Here is a 19688-nt window from a genome sequence, read left to right on the forward strand (position 1 = left end):
TTCGGGGTCCGGCCATTTCTCGGACCCGGCTCAGAACCGCCCGCCGCGCCCGATCCGCCGCGACCCGGACGACCCGCCGTACGAGCGCGGCCGGTACCCGCCCGCACCCCCGGCGGCACCGCGCAGCAAACCCTCCACCAGGATGCCGCCGAGCACGGCACCCGCCTGCCCGCCGCCGGACGGCGCCCGGTTCGCCTCCCAGCGCCGCACATCGGCCTGCGCCTCGCGCAGCGCGGTGCCGCCGAGCTCGGCCGCCGCGCGCGCGTTCTCCAGCGCCGCGGCGGGGTCGCCCGCGGCCAGCCGCTGCGCCTCGTCCAGCCGCCGCTGCGCCTCGGAGAGCCGGGTCCGCGCCTGCACGTCCACCGCGCCGCGCCGGGTGCCGACGAAATCGCCCGCGGCCGCGATCTGCCCGCGCGCCGCGGTGAGCGCGTGCTCCAGCCGCCCGCGCAGCTCCTCCTCGGCCCGCCGGTGCTCGGTCGCGGCCGCGATCACCCGGTCCAGCTCGCCGTCGGCCCGCACGACCTCGCGGAAGGCCCCGAGCGGGTCGCTCTCCGCCGCCGCCTCGGCCCCGGCCAGCGCGGTCTGCGCGGCCGAGCGCGCGGCCGCCAGCGGCGCCCCGCCGTGCGCGGTGAGCCCGGCCGCCGTCTCCAGATCGGCCCGCAGCTCGGCGAGCGCGGCGGGCAGCCCCGCCCGCGCGGAGGCGATATCCGCGGCCGCCGTGGCGATCGCGCCGAGCAGCGTGCGGGCCTGGCCGAGCGCCGCCTCGGCGCCGCGGATCGCCGCCACCGCCTCGCCCTGCTCACCCACCGGCTTCGCCAGCGCTGCCCGCCCGGCATCGATCGCCCGCTCGCCGAAGGTGATCCGCTCTCGCGCCGCCGCGACATTGCCCTGGACCGAGACGAGCGTGCTCGCCGGGTAGGTGCCGGTGAGCCGGGCCAGCTCGGCCTCGGCGCCCGGCACCGCGCCGGTGAGCTCGACCAGGTCGCGGGTGAGCGCGTCCAGCCGGGTACCGCCGTTCAGCAGCAGATCCCGCATGGCGTCGAATTCCCCGACCCGCCCGTCCAGTTCGCGATCCGCCCTGCCGACCGTGCCGAGCAGCTCCAGCAGCAGCGTGCGCTGCTGGTCCGGGGTCTCCGGGACGGCGTCGTCCAGCTGCTGCCTGAGCTGGAAGGCGCGGCTCGCCGCCTGCCGCGCGCTGTCCAGCGCGGTGCGGAACGGGGTGGTCGCGGTGGCGCCGAACTCGCCGGTGGCGATCTCCAGCTCCTCGCCGCTGGTGCGGATGGCGTCGTCCAGCTCGACCAGCACCTCGCGCGAGCGGGCGTGCAGCGTCTCCAGCGAGAGCGCGCCCATTCCGGCCACGTTGTCCGGGTCCAGGTTGCGCGCGGCCGCCAATTCCGCGGCACGCCTGCGCTTTCGCCGGAGCCGCGACCACACGACCAGCCCCGCGGCGACCGCCACCACCAGCACCACCACGATCACCAGCCCCACCGGGCTCACTCCGCCGCCGCGCAGCGCCGCGTCGATGCCGTCGGCCGCCGCGACGCCGGCGCCCGCCCAGCGCTCCGCCCGCAGCTCCGGCTCCACCCGCTCGGCCAGGACGTCGTCCAGCTCGCCGCCGGTGAGCCCGGCGGGCAGCTCGCCGTCGAACCAGTACGCCCGGTCCTCGGTCGCCACCGCGAGCAGCAGGTCGCGCGAGCCGAAGCCGGAGAGCGCCGCGGTGCGCTCGGCCCAGCTCTGTGGCGCCATGCCGTCGAAATCGGGCACGTAGACCACCCAGAGCCGCACCTGGTGGTTGCCGTAGAGGTTGTCGACCGCGGCGTTCACCCGATCGCTGCCCGCGGTGTCGAGCGCGTTCGCCTCGTCCAGCACGTGCGGCCCGATCCGCAGCGGCGGCTCCGCGCCCGCGGGCGCGACCGGGAGCAGGGCGAGCAACAACGCGAGCAGCAGAACCACGCGCACCTTCAGCACCGACATGGCCCCGATCCAACCAGACCGCGCGCCGCGCGCTGGCTAGCATCGAACCGTGATCACGATCGACCAGCCCTACACCGGCCACGTCTCCCCGGGATCGAACCCGCAGCAGCGCGACGTCCCCGGCGCCCGCATCGTCAAACTGTCGGTCGGCCCGATGGACAACAACAGCTACCTGGTGCAGTGCGCCGCCACCGGCGCCGCGCTGCTCATCGACGCCGCCAACGAACCCGACCGGCTCCGCGCCCTGCTCGTCCAGGAGGCGAACGACCGGGTGGAGCTCATCGTCACCACCCACCAGCACGGCGACCACTGGCAGGCGCTCGCCGACGTCGCCGCCGCCACCGGCGCCCGCACCGCCGCGCACGCTCTCGACGCGGGCCCGCTCCCCGTCGCCCCCGACCGGCTGCTCGCCGACGGCGACACCGTCGAGATCGGCGAGCTCCGCTTCGACGTCGTCCACCTGCAGGGCCACACCCCCGGCTCGGTCGCGCTGGTCCTGCGCGACGGCGACGGCGCGGTGCACATCTTCACCGGCGACTGCCTCTTCCCCGGCGGCATCGGCAAGACCTCCGGCGCCGAGAGCTTCGAATCCCTGCTCACCGGCGTCCGCACCAAGCTCTTCGAGCGCTACGAGGACGCCGTCGTCTACCCCGGGCACGGCGACGACACCACCCTCGCCGCCGAGCGGCCGCGGCTCGCGGAGTGGCGCGAGCGGGGATGGTGAGGGCGCGCCCCGGCTCCCTACACTGACCCCATGCCCGTTTCGGCCCGTATGTCCGTCCGTACCCTCTTCGCCGCCGGTGCGGCGGCGCTGCTCGCGGCCTGCACCGCGCAGGGGCCCGGCTCGCAGACCACCTGCGATGTCTCCGGCTGCCTCGTCACCTTCGAGCGCGGCGTCTCCGCCTCCGCGAGCATTCTCGGCGTGGACGCGGAACTCGTTGCGGTGAACGGCAACCTGGTCACCCTGGAGATCGCCGGCCAGCAGGTGACTGTGCCGGCGGGGGATACCCAGCAGGCGGGCGAGGGGCTGAACGTGACCGTGCAGGAGGTCACCGAGCAGCAGGTGCAGGTGAAGGTGGCCACCGGGCTGCAGGTGGGGTGAGGCTCTCGAACATCCGCTCGGAGCTGTGCGCCCCGAACCCCGCCGCGATCTGCCGATCCGCGAGATTCCGGACCGCCCCGACGATGTCGAGATCCACCCCGGCCTCCCGGCTGGCGCCCACGATCGCGTCCAGCGCGGCCTTGGTGAAGGTGAGCGACTGGTGCGGCTCCGCGTAGTCCCCGGAGTCGATCGTCGCCCCCATCTCCGGCAGCGAGCCCGCGATGGCGGAGACCCAGGCGGCAGCCCGCGCGCCGAACTCCGCGGCCGGAATCCCGGCGGGACGGACCATGGCCGCACCGTGGTAGAACCCGGCGAACATGGTGTACATCCCGGCCAGCAGCGCGAAATCGACGAGCGAGGCGCACCCGGCGTCGGCCCCGAAGTACTCCGCCGTGCCGAACACCTCGAGCACCGCCCGGTACCGCTCGAACACCGCCGCCGACCCGCTGTAGAGCAGCGACGCCCCGGGCCCGCCGATCATCGGCGGCGTCGCCATGATGCCGCCGTCCAGGTACTCGATGCCGTGCCCGGCCGCCCACCCGGCCAGTTCCCTGGCACCGGCGGGCTCGGTGCTGGTGAGGTTGACGACGGCCCGCCCGGCGAGTTTCCCGGCGAACGGGTCCAGCGTCTCGTGGATCGACGCGTGGTCGAACAGGCAGACGATCACGAGTTCGCCGGTCAGCGCCTCGGGCAGCGGCAGCTCAGCGGCGCCCGCGGGCACCGGCCGCCCCGGCGTGCGGTTCCAGACGGTGGCCGGGTACCCGGCGGCGAGCAGCGCGCTGGCCAGCGCCCGGCCCATGGCGCCCTGACCGAGCACGGTCACGGAGGGGGTCATACGGAACTCCCGGAAATCGGAGGAACGAGGGCGGCGCCGCCACCGATCCTCCCGACCCCGGAACACCCCCACAAGTACGCACTTCGTCGTTGGCTACCTACCCCGAGGTGAGTATGGCGCCGACCTGGCAGACTTGACCCGTGAATCCCGCTCAGCTGCAGACCCGCCCGCTGCCGCAGACGCCGCGCGACCCGCGGCGCGGCTTCGGCGCGGCGCTGTGGCGCTGGATCACGCGGTTCTTCCTCGGCGCGCTGCTGATGGCGATGGTGCTGGTCGGCGGCACCGCGCTCCGGGTCTGGCAGGTGGCACGGATCGACGACTACACCCCGGCCGACGCCATCGTGGTGCTCGGCGCCGCGCAGTACTCCGGCACCCCCTCCTCGGTCTTCGAGGCCAGGCTGGAGCGGGCCAACCGGCTGTACAAGGCCGGGGTCGCGCCGGTGGTGATCACGGTCGGCGGCAAACAGGAGGGCGACCTCTACACCGAGGCCGCCTCCGGCAAGAACTACCTCATGGACCAGGGCGTGCCCGAGGAGGCGATCCTCGCGGTGGAGACCGGGTCGGACACGCTGCGCAGCATCGAGGCGGTCGCCGCCGCCATGCGGGAGCGGGGCTGGTCGTCGGCGGCGCTGGTCAGCGACCCCTGGCACTCGCTGCGCACCAGGACCATGGCGCGCGACGCCGGACTGGCGGCCTGGACCGCGCCCACCCGCTCCGGCCCCGCCGTCTACACCCGCGAATCGCAGGCGCACGGCATCGCCAGGGAGACCGGCGCGCTGCTCTGGTACCAGCTCACCCACTTCTCCGCCGACTTCGAATACACAGCGGGACAATGACCTACACCGACCACGACCGCGCCCGGATCGCCGGGGAGGCGGCCAAGAGCGCCGGGCTCGGCCCCGGCAGCGAGGAGACCGGGCACCGCACCGAGTTCGCCCGCGACCGGGCCCGGGTGCTGCACTCCGCCGCGCTGCGCCGGCTCGCGGACAAGACCCAGGTGATGGGGCCACGCGACGGCGACACCCCGCGCACCAGGCTCACCCACTCGCTGGAGGTCGCGCAGATCGGCCGCGGCATCGCCGACGGCCTCGGCTGCGACCCCGACCTCGCCGACCTGGCCGGGCTCGCGCACGACATCGGCCACCCGCCGTACGGCCACAACGGCGAGCGCGCGCTCGACATCTTCGCCGAGGCGTACGGCGGCTTCGAGGGCAACGCGCAGAACCTGCGCATCCTCACCCGGCTGGAGCCCAAGGTGGTCACCCCCGAGGGCGCCTCGGCCGGGCTCAACCTCACCAGGGCCGCCCTGGACGCCGCCATCAAGTACCCGTGGGTGCGCGATGCCCCGCGCAGCAAGTTCGGCGCCTACGCCGTCGACGCCGACCGGCTGGCCTGGGTGCGGGAGGGCGCCCCCGAGCGCAGGCAGACGCTGGAGTGCCAGGTCATGGACTGGGCCGACGACGTCGCCTACTCGGTGCACGACGTGGAGGACGGCGTGATCGCCGGCCGCATCGACCTGCGGGCCCTCGCCGACCCCGCCGAGCAGCGCGCCCTCGCCGCGCTCGGGCACAACCGCGACCTCTCGGTGGACGAGCTCTGCGCCGCCGCCCAGCGCCTCTCCGAGCTCCCGGTGGTCGCCGACGCCACCGGCTACGACGCCACCTTCCGCGCCTCGGTCGCGCTCAAGCGGCTGACCAGCGAGCTGGTCGGGCGCTTCACCACCGCCGCGGTCGCCGCCACCAGGGTGGTCGCGGGGCCGGAGCCGCTCACCCGGTACGCCGCCGACCTGGAGGTGCCGCGGGTCGTGGCCGCCGAGGTCGCCGTGCTCAAGACCGTCGCGCTGCGCTACGTCATGTCCGACCGGGTGCACAAGATGCGCCAGGCCGAGCAGCGCGCGACCATCCTCGCCGTCGCCGAGGCGCTGCTCCAGGCGGCCCCGCGCTACCTCGACCCGGTGCTGCTGCCGTGGTGGAAGGCGGCGGGCGACGACACCGCGCGGGTCCGGGTGATCGTCGACCAGATCGCCTCCTACACCGAGAGCCGCCTGGAGCGGGTGGCCACCACCCTGCCCGGCTGACCTAGACTCGACCCGTGGCCGGACGACTTCCCGACCGCGATATCGCGGCGATCAGAGAACGCGTCCGGATCGAGGACGTGGTGGGTGAGTACGTCGCGCTGCGCAGCGCCGGGCCGCAGTCCATGCGCGGGCTCTGCCCGTTCCACGACGAGAAGTCGCCGTCCTTCCACGTGCGCCCGCACCTCGGGCTCTTCCACTGCTTCGGCTGCGGCGAGGGCGGCGACGTCTACGCCTTCCTGCAGAAGATCGAGCACATCGGCTTCGTCGAGGCCGTCGAGCAGATGGCCGACCGGCTCGGCTACCGGATCAACTACGAGGGCGGCGGCACCTCGGTGCAGCGCGACCGCGGGACCAGGGCCAGGCTGGTCGCGGCCAATGCCGCCGCGCACGAGTTCTACCAGGCCCAGCTGAACCAGCCCGAGGCCGAGGCCGCGCGGAACTACCTGACCGAGCGCAACTTCGACTCCGCCGCCGCCCGCCAGTTCGGCTGCGGCTACGCCCCCGGCGGCTGGGATGCGCTCAGCAAGCACCTGCTCACCCGCGGGTTCGAGTTCAAGGAGCTGGAGGCCGCCGGGCTCTCCAAGCAGGGCAGGCACGGCCCGATCGACCGCTTCCACCGGCGGCTGCTGTGGCCGATCCGGAACCTCGGCGGCGACGTCATCGGCTTCGGCGCGCGCAAGCTCTTCGAGGACGACACCATGCCCGGCAAGTACGTCAACACGCCGGAGACCCTGCTCTACAAGAAGTCCCAGGTGCTCTTCGGGCTCGACCTGGCCAAGCGCGAGATCGCCAAGGGCCACCAGGCGGTGGTGGTCGAGGGCTACACCGATGTCATGGCCATGCACCTGGCCGGCGTGAAGACGGCGGTCGCCTCCTGCGGCACCGCCTTCGGCGACGACCACATGGCCATCCTGCGCAGGCTGCTCATGGACGACAACTTCTGGCGCGGCGAGATCATCTACACCTTCGACGGCGACGCCGCCGGGCAGGCCGCGGCCGTTAAGGCCTTCTCCGGCGACCAGAAACTGGCCGGGCAGACCTACATCGCCGTCGCCCCCGACGGCCAGGACCCCTGCGACCTGCGCCAGCACTCCGGCGACGCCGCCCTGCGCGACCTCGTGGCCCGCCGCACCCCGCTCTACGAGTTCGTCATCCGCGGCCTGCTCGCCGAGCACAACCTGGACACCGCCGAAGGTCAGGTCGAGGCGCTGCGCCGCGCCGTGCCGGTGGTGGCGCGGATCAAGGACAACGCGCTGCGCAAGGCGTACGCGACCAAGCTGGCCGGGTGGGTCGGCTGGGACGACATCCAGACCGTGGTGCGCCGCGTCGGCGAGGAGGCCCGCCGCGGCCCCCGTACCGAGCACCGCCGCGCGGGCGCCACCGTCGCCGCCCCCGCCCCGCGCCCCGAGCCGAGCCCGCTCGCCGACCCCGCGCTCATCCCGCAGCGCCAGGCCCTCGCCGCCGCGCTGCAGTACCCCGGCATCGCCGGCGTCGCCTTCGACGCGCTGGAGCCCGAGGTCTTCACCCACCCCACCCTGGCCGCCGTCCGCGCCCTCATCGCCGAGGCCGGCGGCACCGCAGCGGGCCTCGACGGCGCCGCCTGGATCAGCGCCGTCGCCGACCGCGCCGACGACCTCACCCTGCGCGGCCTGATCAGCGAACTCGCCGGCCAGCCGCTCCCGGTCAAGACCGACGCCGACATCCCGCGCTTCGTCACCGGCGTGCTGGCCAGGGCCCAGGAGGCCTGGGTCGGCAGGCAGATCGCCGAGCTCAAGTCCAAGCTGCAGCGGGTGTCATCGACCGATCAGGACTACATGGCGCTCTTCGGCGACCTGGTCGCGCTCGAGCAGTACCGCAAGAGCCTGCTCACGCAGGCCATGGGCAACCACGGCGACTTCGCCACCAGCGGTTAACGCGCCCCGCGCCGCAGCTGATCGTGCGGCACCAGGATCGTGGTGCGCTCGCCCAGCGGCTCCATCGGCTCCAGCTTCTGCTGCGTGCTCAACCGGTCCGACAGCCGCTGCCTGCCGACCAGCACCAGCTTCCGCGTGACCGGACTGCCCGCCACCGCCCGCGTCGCCGCGGAGATCTGCTCGTACCGCGCCCGTCCCGCCTTGCTACCCAGCACGTACCCGGCCGCGACACCGATGATCAACCGCAGCATGCCTGTGAGCTCCTCCCGATTCGCCTGTCCGCGCCCACCATCCTGCCCGACCCCCGCCCCACCTGTCGATCCGGGCATGTTCCCAGCTAGAACCGCGATTTGGGCTGGCGTCGGTGCATACGCTAAAGTTTCCTCTCGGCCAGCCCGGACAGGGAAGGTCGTGGTAGTCCCCTATAGCTCAATTGGCAGAGCAGCCGACTGTTAATCGGCAGGTTTCTGGTTCGAGTCCAGATGGGGGAGCAGTGGAAAGCCCCTCACCAGCATAAGCGGTGAGGGGCTTCTTCGTATCCCGAAGCGCCGAGCCCGGAATTCGGTACTTTCCGACTACAAACAAGTCGCTACTTTCCCTCGGCGTACCGATCGAGCGCGATTCTGGCGTCCGGGCCGACGGTCTTTCGCTCCAGGTAATGCCGCTCGGTCGTGGCGAGCTTCGCGTGCGACAGCTGCGCCTGCGCGTCGGCCGGGCTGAGGTTGTCCCGCACCACCGTCGCCACCCTCGGGCGGAAGCTCCGCGGCGTCACCCAGCGCAGTTCCTCGGGCAGCGCGGTGCGCAGCGAGCGGCGGAGGTTCGCCAAGCTCATCCAGCCGCCGTCCCGGTTGGTGAACACCGGAGCATCCGGGCCAGCCGCGGCTCCGAACAGCGTGGTCAGCGCCTCCACCGCGAGCCTGGGCAAGATCACCGTGTGATCCGGCGCGTCGCCCTTCCGCTCATCCTGCCGATGCAGTGCCTCACCCTCGATGGCGCCGTGATCGAGCATCGTGCCGGAGACCGTCATCGTCGGCGGGTCGGCCAACAGATCCACATCGGACCAGCGCAACGACAGGATCTCGTTCGGCCGGCACCCGGTCGAAACCAGCACATCCACGAACTCGGGAAGCTGGCGCCCCGGTTTCGGACCGTTCCGGCGCTCCTGGTCGCGGAACTCACGAACAGCATGCCGCACCTGCGCGAATTCCGCCGGAGTCAGCGCGCGCACTTTCGATCGCTTTCCTGGCGCCCGGCTCGTCTCCCGGATCGGGTTCACCGCCACCACGTCGAAGCGCACCGCCATCGCGAACATGCCGACCAGCACCACCCGCAGCGTCTTCGCGTTCGACGCCGAGCGAGCAGCCACCGCGGCGAGATGCCGTTCCGCTCGACTCGTCGGCAGCTCCCGGATCCGCAGCGCTCCCAGCTTCCGGGCGCCGTTTCGCTTCCACGCCTGCCGGTACTGGTGCTGTGACTGCCGCTTGAGGTTGCTCTTCGACGCGAGCCACAGCTCGAACAGCTCGGCCAGCGTCGTGCGGTCATTGACCATCGAGTCTGACAGCGGTGTCGTGCGAACCTTCAAGTGCCGTTGCAGGTTTCGCCGCGCGTCCTCAACACTTCCGCCGCTCCGGGAAGCCTTCCTGCGCTCCCCATCCTCATCCCGAACGTAGGTCGAAGCCGTGAACTTGCCCGGACCCGTCTCGGTCACGGTGATCTTGCCCCACTCACCGGGGGCGAGGCGTTGCCGCGGCATCAGGCAGCCTGGTCGAGCCCGGCGATGTAGTCGGTGACGGCCTGCTCAGTGACGAAGCGGCGGCGCCCGATCTTCACCGAGCGGAGCGCGCCGGTGCCGATGAGTTCGTAGTACTTGCTGTGCCCGATCGGGATCAGTTTGCGGACTTCCTGCTCGGTCAGGAGCTTGGACATGGCGGGTACCTCTTCCTATGCGGCGGACTGCTGAACGAAATCGGGGTCAGGTTGGCCGGGTGGCCCCTCTGCGAGTGCGAGGCGGGCGGAGTCGTACTCGGCGCGCTGGCGAATCCGCTCGGCGACCGTGGCGATGATCAGGTGCGAGCGCGGGGGAGCGTCCTTGTCGCCAGGCCGGACCAGGCTGATGCGCAGCTCCGGGCGTTCGGGGCGGGTGATGCCGACCGCGGCGAGGGTCTGGCGGACGAACTCCGCGCGATCGGCTTTGTGGTCGACCACCGTCTTGCCCGTCCACAACCCGGAAGCGAGCACCCGCTGCCCCGGGAGCCCGAGGGTGTCGCGGCGGTGGGCTTTGCCCTTGCAGCGGCCGGGGACCATTTTCGCCTTGGCGCCCTTGGGGACGATGCCGTAGCGCAGCCACACCCCGCAGGTGGGCGAGCACGGGGTGTGCTTCAACTCCTCCTCCAGGCGGTCGTAGTGCACGGCCACCCGGGTGCTGTCGGCGGTCAGAATCTCCGAGACCGATTTGGTGAGGTACTTGGTCAGGTAGCGCACCTTGCGCTCCTGCTCATCGGTCCCGGCGAGGATCTGCACCGGCTTGGACTGCTCCCCGAACCGGATCGTGTGCGAGGGCTCCAGCTCATCGACCTCATCCATGACCGCCAGCGCGTCCTCCCACGAGGTGAGCGGGGCGCCGGTTTCGGGGTCGGTGAAGGTGTCTGCCTGGTAGTCCCAGACCGGCATGTGCCCGTCGCTGTAGACCTCGCGGTCGTGATGCGGCCACCAGATATTGCGGTAGGTCGCCGCGGTGACCTGCTTGAGCACCGCGTTCGGCACGCTGCCGCGCAGGGCTACGTGGATGTGCGGGGCGCCGCGCTTCTGCGGCTCGACCGTGGCGAAGTACTGCACGTTCCAGCCCACCGCCCGGCGCAGGTTCTGTACCCACCGATCCCAGAGCGCTTTGAAGTGCACGATGTCGCGCGCGGCGCGGGTGTAGTCGTAGGACTCCGGGTCGCGCGGGGAACCGTCGGTGACCTGCTCGCCGGTCGGGCCGGGGACCCGGTTGATGTGCCCGTAGGAGGGCAGGGTCAGGGTGAAGAAGGTCGAGGGGCGGTACTTGCCGCCGTACTCCCGCCCGACGGTGGTCTTGGCCACCTTCAACCGCGGCAGGTCCGGCACATCATCGCGGCGCCGGGTGGACTTGGCCTTACGCTTCGGGCGGGCTTCCAGCGGCGGGAACGGGCCGCGGACGCCGAGCTCGCGCAGCTCCTCATCGAGCTCGGCCACCAGCGCGGCGATCGAGGCGCAGAGTTCGTCATCCTCGGCGCCGCGGGCGTTCTGGTACTCGCCGAACAGGTGTGCGCGGGCGGCGAGCAGATCGTTTTGTGCAGCAGTGGTTTCCGGGGTCGGAACCTCCGGCTCGGCGTCGAGGCACCACCCTTCCGTGCACTGCATCATGCGCGTGTACCGGGCCGCCTTCGCGCAGGCCGGGCAGACGGATTCGAGGGTGGACTTGCAGGGGGCGCCGATGTAGCTCACCCGGCCGGTCTCGACCTCCACTGCGCGCATCGGCAGGACGCGGGCGCAGATGCCTTCCTTGTCGGCGGCGGATTCGGCGATGGCGTCGAGGTTCGGGAGCGCACGACGATCCGCCGCAGTCTGCCGGATCGCGGGCTGTGACGGGTCATCGTTCACCACCGGGGCGGTGTGGGTCATGCGGCGTCCTTGTCGTTCGAGCCCGAGCCGGGCAGCGGACGGTGGGACGGGAGGTCGATCACCTCGGCCAGGGAATCGCCGTAGCGCAGCGACAGCTCGACGGTGGCCGGGCCGGTGATGGCGACACGGGCAGCGTCGGCACCGAATGCGTGGGCCAGGTGCTCGGCGCGGTTCTCGAAATCGGCCGGCGATTGCCCGGCGAGCATCCGCACCCGCACCACGTCGGTGGAAGCACCGACCGGGACCGAGAGCAGCCGCGGGCAGAAGACGCGCTCGCCCTCGCGGATGGTGAGGTTGCAGGCATCGAGGAGGCGGCGCCAGCGGCGGGTGTAGCGCCACCAGGTCAGGAACCGGGTGCGGGCGCGGGCGGTGACCCATCGCTCGAACATCTCCGGACGACGGTGTCGCCAGAGCATGATCCCCGCGAGGGCCACGAGCCCGAGCCCGAGGCCGACCGGCCAGCCGAACAGCAAGCCCGCGGTGACGGCGAAGCCGAGCGGGCCGGAGATGACCGGGAACAGCACCGCCCACTTGATCGCCAGCGCGGCAGCGTAGCCGGTGTAGAGCAGGCCGTAGCCCGCGCCGGTGAGGATGGCGTCGAACGGGTCGGTGCCCTGCTCGGTGGTTGTGGTGGTCTTCACGGCTGGTCCTCCAGGTTGGCGGGGTCGAACAGTTCGAGCTGCCCCGGTGTCGGGGCGAACGGGATAGGGGTGGTGCGGGTCCGGCGCTTGCGGACCTCGGCCGCGGCCTTGGCGACGATCGGGTGCACCTTGTCGGCGGCGGGCTTGCGGTCGGTGCTCATGCCGCCGCCGTCCTGGCAGGGTTGATGGGGTGGGTGAGCAGTTCGCGGCCGATGTGCTCGGTGTAGGCCGGGGGGATGGCCTGGGAGAGCTCGGCGCTGTTCATCCAGTCGATCCCCATCGCCTGCTGCTGCACCTTCAGCGGGATCCGCCACACCCCGACCTCCACCGTGCGGCGCAGGTTGGTGCGGTTGGTAGCGGGAGGAAATCGCGGTGTCTGCCAGGAGTGATCACACGGCGGCGCCGTCAACGCCAGGTTGCTTTCGAACAGCCGGTGCCGCCGCACGTCGAGCCCGAAGCTGGAGCCACACAGCAGGATCGGGTCCGACAGCGGTGCTCCGGCGACGTTCTCGATCACGAACGGCAGACCGAGCTCACGCAACAGCTGCCGGATCGGGGCAATCAGATTCGGGTAGGAGTCGCCGACCCCTCCGCCGCGGCGTCGGTAGGCGGTGAACAGCTGGCACGGCGGGCTGGCGTGGATTAAGTCGTACTCGTGGCCGTGGGCGGCCAGGTATTCGAGGGCGTCGGCCTGGTGGAACTCGAACGGGTACCGGGGCTGGGCCTCGATATCGACCCCGACGACCTCGAATCCCGCGCGGTGGTAGCCCATTGCGGCGCCACCGGCCTTGCAGCACAGGTCCAGCAGCCGCGGCTTGTGAGTGTTGGTCATGCCGCCACCGGACCTTGGTCGTCGCCGAGGTCGTCAGGGTCGAAGTCGGAGTAATCGCTCGCGGGGGCGGTGTCGGGCTGGGCCGGGGAGAAGGTGTCCACGATGGCGTCGACCGCGTCATCGGAGACCCAGAACGCGCGGACCCGCTTGAACCCGGTCGTGCCGTCCTCACCCACGTAGCCGACACCCGGAGTGAGCTCGCTGATCTGATCGCAGCGAGCACCCCGTTCGCGGGCGCCCTGGCCGTGGACCATCGCGGTCTGCGTCGGCTCGTCCAGGCGCAGCCCGATCCGGACGGAGAACAGCTGCCGGTTCGGCATGGTCTCCTTGGACGGGTCCTGCAACGCCGCGACCACGACCACCGCGGCGGCGCGGCCCTTGGACAGCAGCAGCCCCGACAGGCGCCGGAACTCGTTCTGCTCCTCCCGGCTCGCGTACGACGACAGCGCGGCAGCCTCATCGATGACGATCAGCATCAACGGCTCATCGAGGCTCGGGAAGAGCTTGCGGGTACCCGAGCGGCGCATCCGCACCAGCCGCTCATCCATGAGTCCGACTGCCTCGGAAAGCATTCCGATGATCGTGGCGGCGTCGACCCCGAAGCGGACGAACAACCGATCCGCGCCGCTACCGAACTCCGCCCCGCCCTTGGGGTCACACATCCACACATCCACCAGCCCGGCGCGGATCGCGGGGCCGAGACCGCCGATGATCGAATGCAGCACCGAGCCCTTACCCGAGCCGGTCGCCCCGGCCACGAGGATCTGCGAGCCCAGCACCCGCAGCAGCCACGGCGAGCCGTCCTCAGCGACCCCGACCGGGACCGCCTCCAGGTCGACCCCGACCGACGCCGGGGTGACGGGGTCCGGTGCCGCCTCCTGCACGGCGCCGGAGACCACGTCGGTAGGGATGCTGTCGGAGAGGGTGTCGAAGACCCGCAGGGACAGCCGGACATGGCTCGGGTCGGTCCCGGCCGCGGTGACCGTGGGGACGGCGAAGTAGGTGGCGAGCTGGTCGCAGGTGTCCTCGTTGGTCCAGTCGCTCAGCTTCTGCCCGCCGAGCATCTGCACCTCAACATCGATGCCGTGCGAGGTGTAGTCCCAGCGCACGATGTCAGGGAAGCCGCGGTCACGGTGCCCGAGGTCGAGGGCCTCGAACATCAGGCTGGACTGGGCGGGGTCGAAGAGGATGAACGCGGCCGGGCGCAGAGCGGGCGGAGCAGCGGCGGTGATCTGCTCGGCGGTGAGCGTGGTGGGCCGCACGGCGATCGCGTCGAGGTAGCGCCACCAGGCCAGTACACCGGTACCGGTCACCGCACCGGTAGCGACGAGGAGAGTTTCGAGGTTCATGGGTCAGGCACCTCCCACCGCGAGCGGCAGCATCGGCTGCACCACCGGACGCGGGCGAACAGGGATAACGGGACGAACAGGAGTCGCGAGCGGCGCGGGCGCCGGGGCAGGCTCGGGGATCGGGACGGGCTCGGGACCCGGGGCCGGGGTGTCGGCGGGCTTGGCCTTGCCGACGTAGTTGCGGGCCGTCGAGGGAGAGACCCCTAGCGCGGCAGCGATTTCCGGGAACTTCACGCCGTCGGCGTGCATCTCGATCGCCTTGGCGACCTTGACCGGATCGCGCCGGGCTGCGGGCTTGCGACGACGGACCGGCGCGGGGACCGGGCGAGCAGAATCGGCCGGCATCGGCTCAGAGACCACCACCGGCGACGGCTCGGGCTCGCCCACCACCTCCGGAACATCCTCGCGGTTCGACGCCCGGAACAGCATCGCCAGCCCGTGGGTATCGACCAGCAGCGACACCGGCGCCACCGCGGCCACGAGAGCAGCAGCCCACCAGGGCAGATGCTCACCTTCCATCGCCGCGTGCACGGAGTTGCCGACCACAGAGACCAGGGCGCCGCAGACCAGTACCCCGAGGAACCAGCGCCGCTCCGGCCCGGAGGCCAGCACCAGCATGGAGATGGTCGCCTGGATGATCGTGCCGTCCACGATCACCGGCCACAGCCACGCCAGCTCGGGCGGGGTGCGGGCCATGATCGCCAGCTCCTTGAGCGCGGCGAAGGAGAGGGCGAAGGCGGCGACGCCGATGGTCACGATCACCAGGACCGCGACCCACCGGGCCGCCCGCATCGCCGTCGAGTGCTCGGACACGACTACGCCGCCTTCCCGGCGTCCACAGTGGTGGTGGTGTCGGTCCGGGCGGCTTCGGCGGCGTCGTGCTCGGCCAGTACACCCGGCAGCGCGGCCAGCAGGCTGCGCGCGTACTCGATCGACAGCGACAGCGAGGCGTCACCGCCGACGACTCCGGCCAGCTCGACCGCGATCCGCGCCGGGATCACGATGCTGCCCGGCGAGGTCTTGTAGTGGTAGACATCGCCCGGGATGTAGCGGGCCGTGATGCCGTCGTCGCTGTAGCGGACGGTGGTCATGGAGCTCATCACGCCACCGCCTTCGCGGCCGCACCGTTGCCGGTGGAGCGCGGGGCGTTGGTGTCGCCCTCGATCCCCGCCGCCCGAATGTTCCAGCCGATCCGCTTGAACTCCCCGTTGCCCTCGATCTTCGGCTTGATCTGCAACCCCGCCAGCTTCACCGGCCGCATCCCCGGCACGATCTCCGGCGCCGCGGGAACCGGCATCACATCAGCCACGAACGTCACGTCGAACGACGCCGTCTTCGCATTCGCCGCCGTCGGATCCGTCACCGTGCCCCGCCACAGCCGCTTACCCGAGCCGTTGCCCTCGCGGTCCAGGTCCAACCGCTGCACCTTCGGGGCGTTGCGATCGGAGCTGAACTCAGTCACCGGCTCGATATCACCCAGCAGGAACAGCCCCTTCGGGAACGCCTGCTCAAACTCCGGGGTGAACCACACATCCTTCAAAGCCACGTCGTCATCTCCTCGCTGATTGGTTGACACCCCCTAAACTCTGAGGCCATGGGACCGCCGGAGTCGGTTGAGGGGGTATAAACTCAAGCGTACGTCGGCGGACGAGTGTCGTCAAGGGGTTCTAAACTCGGTGGTGTGGCGAGCGCAGACGAGTTCGAGCAGGTCCGATCCGACCCGGACCCAATCCGGCGCGGGCGGCGGGCGACCGACCTGATCACCCAGTACCAGCAGCGCGCCATCGAGCTATCCCGCCTCCGGAAGGAAGCGATCGAGGACGCCCGCCGCACCGGCCTGAACTTCACCGAGATCGCCGAGCGGATCGGCATCACCAAGAGCCGGATCAGCCAGATCAGGACCAGCGCTCCACCCGCCGAGCGCGCGTACTTCGGCGTCGGCCCGGTAGCGGTCGGCATTCCCCGCCGGTTCGGACTGGAGGATGGCCGGGAGCGCTCCTACTTCGACGCCAGCGACCAGGCCACCCGAGAGCAGGTCGAGGCCACCATGGACCGGCTGTCCCTCGCGATCACCCGCTTCGATATCGACCCCGACACCGATTCGGTTCCACCCGGAGACGCCGTGGTCATCTGCGGCCCGAAGTCCGCCCCCGTCGCCCGGCACCTTCTCGACGGAGATGACACGCTCAGCTTCGACAACATCGACGGCACCTGGTACCTGATCGACAAGCACACCGGCGAGCGATTCAGCTCCCCGTACCGCCAGGACAGCAGCGTCCGCACCGACATCGGCTATCTTGCCCGCCGAGTCGAGGACGGCCGTGTCATCGTCCACATCGCCGGGGTCACGAGTATCGGCTCACTCGGGGTAGCGCACTGGCTGAACGGCAACCTCGCCGCCGTCTACCGGCCCGGTGGGCGGTTCAGCGCGGCGGTGATCGAATGTGACTTCGACGCCGACCGCGCGATCACCGACAGCCGGATTCTCGCCGGACCGTTCACCGAGTGAGGATGACCGATGGACATCGCGGTATCGGTGCTGCCCGCCCGCACCGACGAGGACCGGGCGCTGATCTTCGATGACGGCGTGGTGGTGCTCGACGGAGCCACCTCGCACGGCCCCGATGTCCCTCCGGCCTCCGAATACGTCGACAGACTCGGAGCCGCGGTCATCGCACGGCTGAACCGGCACAGCGACCCGGCATCGGCACTTGCCGAAGCAATTTCCGCCACCGCGCACGCACTGCATCTACGCCCCGGAATATCCCCGTCGAGCACCGTCGCGGTGGTGCAGCTCGCTGGTGACAGGGTGCGCGTGCTGGTTCTCGGAGACACGACCGTGGTTACCGGACGCGCCGACGGCACGCACGAGGTGCAGACTGACGACCGGCTGAATGAGCTGGCGATCCCCCAGGCCGACGAGTACCGCCGCAGACTGGCCAGCGGGACGGGCTACGACGAACAGCACCGCGAGCTACTCGGCGAACTCCAGCGAGCTCAACGTGTTTGCCGAAATCGCGATGACGGCTACTGGATCGCCGAAGCCGACCCGGCCGCAGCTCGTCACGCCCGCATCGTGGACTACCCACGAGACGCCCTCACCTGGGTCATCATCGCCACCGACGGTGCCCGCGACACCATCGAAGCGCTCGGCATCCCGTGGCCCGAGGTCGCTGAACGCTCACAAGCCGACCTCGATGCCCTCCTTGCTCAGTGCCACGCCTGGGAGGCCGACAGCGATCCCGACGGGCGTCAGCTTCCGCGAGCGAAACAGCACGACGACAAGACCTTGGCGGTCGTGCACCTGTAGGAGTGGTTGCCGAAATTCGCTATATAGAGTCAAGGCGCACCGGCGGCGCTACGCGCCGCCGCCGCGCTACGACGCGCAGCGCGGCTCCCTGAACCGCGGTCGCCGCGGCGCGTCGGTCGCGTCGGCGGCACCCAGCGCCCGCAACGTACGGCCACGACACTCCTACCGCACTCTGCAACATTATAGGCAGTGCTGGGCGCGACGTTAGCCGTCCCCGACTTGCCTCCCGGACTTGAAGCCCTGCCCAATCCGCAGACTGCCCAGTTGACTGGCTGTTGTCACGTTTGACGATGAGCCGAAGACCAGCCGCGACCTGACGATTACAGCCCGGTGGCGGGCCGATGGGTTCGCCGAATAAAGGCGGACAGGAGTGGAACGGCGAAAGAGTACTTCCCGAATCTGTTCTTGTAGATCAAACCACGATCAATCAAGCTGGAAAGCATTTGATTTACATGACTTGAAGAAAAGGGCTTATCAAGAAGCTCCTTGCCCTTTTCGACAATTTCGGAAATAGTGAACTCGCCTTCCGGATCATCGACATGCGCAATCAACCAAAGCAGGTCTCGCTGCCTATCCGTCGCTTTATCCCAGCGGCCAGAGAAGAAGTCGCTGTCGAGCTTTCCTTGGATGGCATCCATCGATGTTGCAGGGCGCGCACCGGCCGTCAATTGAGAAATCCAGATATCGAATACTTCGCGACACATGAATTGGATAAAGTACGGGTAGCCATCCGACCTGTCGCAGATCTGTTCGACCGTACTGTCATTGAATCTGATAGGGCAAGCTGCGGTTTCTAGCGGCTTCGTTACTGCCTCTTGAGCGCCCGTCCGGTCCAGCTTGCCGAGCGTTATGACCCGGAACATGCGCTCGCTGTAAGTACGAGCATCCACGAGTTTCGGAAACATCGTCGGCAAGCCCGTCAGCACGAGCATGAATGGGATCTGCGATCGCTGCAAGTACTGGAATACATCAAGAAGAGTGGACAGTGGGTATGCGTCACGAGCAGGGTTATCGCTCAGGTTCTGAGATTCATCGTAAGCGAATATTACCCGATTGTTTCCCCTCTGAGCCTTCAATTGCTCCGAAATGAATACCATGACCCACTTGAGTTTATCTGCGACGAGTCCCGGCGCATCCTCGTAGAGTTGTTTCAGGACCTGGTACGACAGCGGGATTTCCGTAGACGAAGATGCGGGCGCTCCAAATCCTAGCGGCCTGGCGCCTTGCATACCGACGGACATGGTCGAAGTAATGACTGCCAAGTCTGTCAGAATCCGTATAGCAAGGCTGTCTTCCGACACGCTGGCACTCTGAGAGAGGTCCGTTCCTACCCACTGCCAACCGGCGGCGACTGCGCGCGGTTTAAATGTTTCCAGCAGGACCGTCTTGCCTACGCCGCGAAGACCCGTCAAGATCAGGTTCTTCAGGACTGGGTCCTGTTTCAACATCTCGTTGAATTCGGCATGTTCGCGTTCGCGACCTGCCAGATGAGGTGGCATGTGGCCCGCCCCCGGCCTGTAAGGGTTGGTAAAGCCCAAGTCGATGACCGGCGCCTTCTCGTCAGTATCGTCCATGGACTAAATTTAGCTCAGAGACTTAATCTGCACAAGACTGGACGGATCAAACCCGCCAGGACAACCTTGCGCTGTCGGGCCGAATCCTCTATGAGCGAGCTTGCTCAGAGAGCATCATCGACGTAGCCGAGCACCCTTCGGGTGACCGAACCGCGTCCCTCGGCCGCGTGGCCCTGCTGTGCGGTGGCCTGCATTGTGTTCCCGCACCCCTCAAGCCTCAAGAGCGCCGACGGCGTCCCTGGGGATGGGCTTCGCCCACATTTGACCCCGGAGCCTCTACGCCAGAAGGGCAGGCTCTATGGGGCAGGCGGTAGCCAGCCCACCCGTCCGGCGCAACCCAACCACCCAGCAGTGCCAGCCGGTGTCACCTGGGTGTCACGAGTACCGCGAATCACGGTTTACCCCGGCATACCGAAACGGCAGGTCGCGATCCCCGAGC

The 19688-nt window shown here is 69.9% G+C and carries 21 protein-coding genes and 1 tRNA gene; 8 read left to right on the forward strand and 14 right to left on the reverse strand.

The genetic code is table 11. The annotated features are described in order from the left end of the window. Positions 1–30 precede the first annotated feature (30 nt). Entirely contained in the window at positions 31–1974 is a 1944-nt protein-coding gene (locus AB0H71_RS17400; protein ID WP_357021381.1) for a TPM domain-containing protein, read from the reverse strand. 49 nt (positions 1975–2023) lie between these two features. Between AB0H71_RS17400 and AB0H71_RS17405 the strand changes: the two genes are divergently transcribed. Together AB0H71_RS17405 and AB0H71_RS17410 are read left to right on the forward strand one after the other, a co-directional pair. Then, on the forward strand, positions 2024–2698 hold the full coding sequence (locus AB0H71_RS17405) for an MBL fold metallo-hydrolase (RefSeq protein ID WP_357021384.1): 675 nt from the start codon (positions 2024–2026) through the stop codon (positions 2696–2698). 30 nt (positions 2699–2728) lie between these two features. After that, entirely contained in the window at positions 2729–3076 is a 348-nt protein-coding gene (locus AB0H71_RS17410; protein WP_357021387.1) for a hypothetical protein, read from the forward strand. Here AB0H71_RS17410 and AB0H71_RS17415 read toward each other — a convergent pair. Next, complete coding sequence (locus AB0H71_RS17415; protein ID WP_357021390.1) at positions 3024–3911, reverse strand: NAD(P)-binding domain-containing protein; 888 nt, start codon at positions 3909–3911, stop codon at positions 3024–3026. The genes AB0H71_RS17410 and AB0H71_RS17415 overlap by 53 nt on opposite strands. Positions 3912–4168: 257 nt before the next feature. Between AB0H71_RS17415 and AB0H71_RS17420 the strand changes: the two genes are divergently transcribed. Genes AB0H71_RS17420 through dnaG form a run of 3 tightly spaced genes read left to right on the forward strand, consistent with a single transcriptional unit; the run spans position 4169 to position 7901 of the window. After that, positions 4169–4747 carry a YdcF family protein gene (locus AB0H71_RS17420; protein WP_233021193.1) on the forward strand — a complete coding sequence of 193 codons (579 nt, stop codon included), beginning with the start codon at positions 4169–4171 and terminating at the stop codon, positions 4745–4747. Next, positions 4744–5988: a deoxyguanosinetriphosphate triphosphohydrolase gene (locus AB0H71_RS17425; RefSeq protein WP_357021393.1), complete on the forward strand. Its 1245-nt coding sequence runs from the start codon at positions 4744–4746 to the stop codon at positions 5986–5988. Before AB0H71_RS17420 ends, AB0H71_RS17425 begins: the two co-directional genes overlap by 4 nt. A 14-nt stretch (positions 5989–6002) precedes the next feature. Next, complete coding sequence (gene dnaG, locus AB0H71_RS17430; protein ID WP_357021396.1) at positions 6003–7901, forward strand: DNA primase; 1899 nt, start codon at positions 6003–6005, stop codon at positions 7899–7901. Here dnaG and AB0H71_RS17435 read toward each other — a convergent pair. Continuing rightward, complete coding sequence (locus tag AB0H71_RS17435; RefSeq protein WP_357021398.1) at positions 7898–8152, reverse strand: hypothetical protein; 255 nt, start codon at positions 8150–8152, stop codon at positions 7898–7900. The two genes, dnaG and AB0H71_RS17435, sit on opposite strands and share 4 nt — an antisense overlap. Before the next feature lie 167 nt (positions 8153–8319). Here AB0H71_RS17435 and AB0H71_RS17440 point away from each other — a divergent pair. Further along, a tRNA-Asn gene (locus AB0H71_RS17440) sits at positions 8320–8392 on the forward strand. 98 nt (positions 8393–8490) lie between these two features. Here the strand turns inward: AB0H71_RS17440 and AB0H71_RS17445 are convergent. Genes AB0H71_RS17445 through AB0H71_RS17490 form a run of 10 tightly spaced genes read right to left on the reverse strand, consistent with a single transcriptional unit; the run spans position 8491 to position 15911 of the window. Next, positions 8491–9654: a tyrosine-type recombinase/integrase gene (locus tag AB0H71_RS17445; RefSeq protein ID WP_357021401.1), complete on the reverse strand. Its 1164-nt coding sequence runs from the start codon at positions 9652–9654 to the stop codon at positions 8491–8493. After that, positions 9654–9827 (reverse strand): hypothetical protein, encoded by a 174-nt coding sequence (locus AB0H71_RS17450; RefSeq protein ID WP_357020094.1) that lies wholly within the window; start codon positions 9825–9827, stop codon positions 9654–9656. The genes AB0H71_RS17445 and AB0H71_RS17450 overlap by 1 nt, the downstream gene beginning before the upstream one ends. A 15-nt stretch (positions 9828–9842) precedes the next feature. Continuing rightward, the gene (locus AB0H71_RS17455) at positions 9843–11543 is read right to left on the reverse strand and encodes a replication initiator (RefSeq protein ID WP_357021404.1); all 1701 of its coding nucleotides are present in this window, start codon (positions 11541–11543) and stop codon (positions 9843–9845) included. Beyond that, positions 11540–12184: a hypothetical protein gene (locus AB0H71_RS17460; RefSeq protein ID WP_357021407.1), complete on the reverse strand. Its 645-nt coding sequence runs from the start codon at positions 12182–12184 to the stop codon at positions 11540–11542. Before AB0H71_RS17460 ends, AB0H71_RS17455 begins: the two co-directional genes overlap by 4 nt. After that, a complete protein-coding gene (locus AB0H71_RS17465) occupies positions 12181–12345 on the reverse strand; it encodes a hypothetical protein (RefSeq protein ID WP_357021410.1) in 165 nt (54 codons plus the stop codon). The genes AB0H71_RS17460 and AB0H71_RS17465 overlap by 4 nt, the downstream gene beginning before the upstream one ends. Further along, the gene (locus tag AB0H71_RS17470) at positions 12342–13016 is read right to left on the reverse strand and encodes a DNA cytosine methyltransferase (RefSeq protein WP_357021412.1); all 675 of its coding nucleotides are present in this window, start codon (positions 13014–13016) and stop codon (positions 12342–12344) included. Before AB0H71_RS17470 ends, AB0H71_RS17465 begins: the two co-directional genes overlap by 4 nt. After that, positions 13013–14365, reverse strand: coding sequence for an FtsK/SpoIIIE domain-containing protein (locus AB0H71_RS17475; protein WP_357021415.1), 1353 nt, complete (start codon positions 14363–14365; stop codon positions 13013–13015). The genes AB0H71_RS17470 and AB0H71_RS17475 overlap by 4 nt, the downstream gene beginning before the upstream one ends. A gap of 3 nt (positions 14366–14368) precedes the next feature. Continuing rightward, complete coding sequence (locus AB0H71_RS17480) at positions 14369–15178, reverse strand: DUF2637 domain-containing protein (RefSeq protein ID WP_357021418.1); 810 nt, start codon at positions 15176–15178, stop codon at positions 14369–14371. Positions 15179–15180: 2 nt separating this feature from the next. Continuing rightward, positions 15181–15465 carry a hypothetical protein gene (locus tag AB0H71_RS17485; RefSeq protein WP_357021420.1) on the reverse strand — a complete coding sequence of 95 codons (285 nt, stop codon included), beginning with the start codon at positions 15463–15465 and terminating at the stop codon, positions 15181–15183. Then, on the reverse strand, positions 15465–15911 hold the full coding sequence (locus AB0H71_RS17490) for a hypothetical protein (protein WP_357021423.1): 447 nt from the start codon (positions 15909–15911) through the stop codon (positions 15465–15467). Before AB0H71_RS17490 ends, AB0H71_RS17485 begins: the two co-directional genes overlap by 1 nt. A 105-nt stretch (positions 15912–16016) precedes the next feature. Between AB0H71_RS17490 and AB0H71_RS17495 the strand changes: the two genes are divergently transcribed. Next, positions 16017–16874 (forward strand): sigma-70 family RNA polymerase sigma factor, encoded by an 858-nt coding sequence (locus tag AB0H71_RS17495; protein WP_357021426.1) that lies wholly within the window; start codon positions 16017–16019, stop codon positions 16872–16874. 9 nt (positions 16875–16883) lie between these two features. Continuing rightward, positions 16884–17675: a protein phosphatase 2C domain-containing protein gene (locus tag AB0H71_RS17500; protein WP_357021429.1), complete on the forward strand. Its 792-nt coding sequence runs from the start codon at positions 16884–16886 to the stop codon at positions 17673–17675. 320 nt (positions 17676–17995) lie between these two features. On the opposite strand, the gene AB0H71_RS17505 is transcribed toward AB0H71_RS17500, so the two are convergent. Then, positions 17996–19249, reverse strand: coding sequence for an ATP-binding protein (locus AB0H71_RS17505; RefSeq protein ID WP_357021432.1), 1254 nt, complete (start codon positions 19247–19249; stop codon positions 17996–17998). Positions 19250–19688 lie beyond the last annotated feature (439 nt).

The sequence above is a fragment of the Nocardia sp. NPDC050697 genome (assembly GCF_040654395.1).
Classification (GTDB): Bacteria; Actinomycetota; Actinomycetes; order Mycobacteriales; family Mycobacteriaceae; genus Nocardia.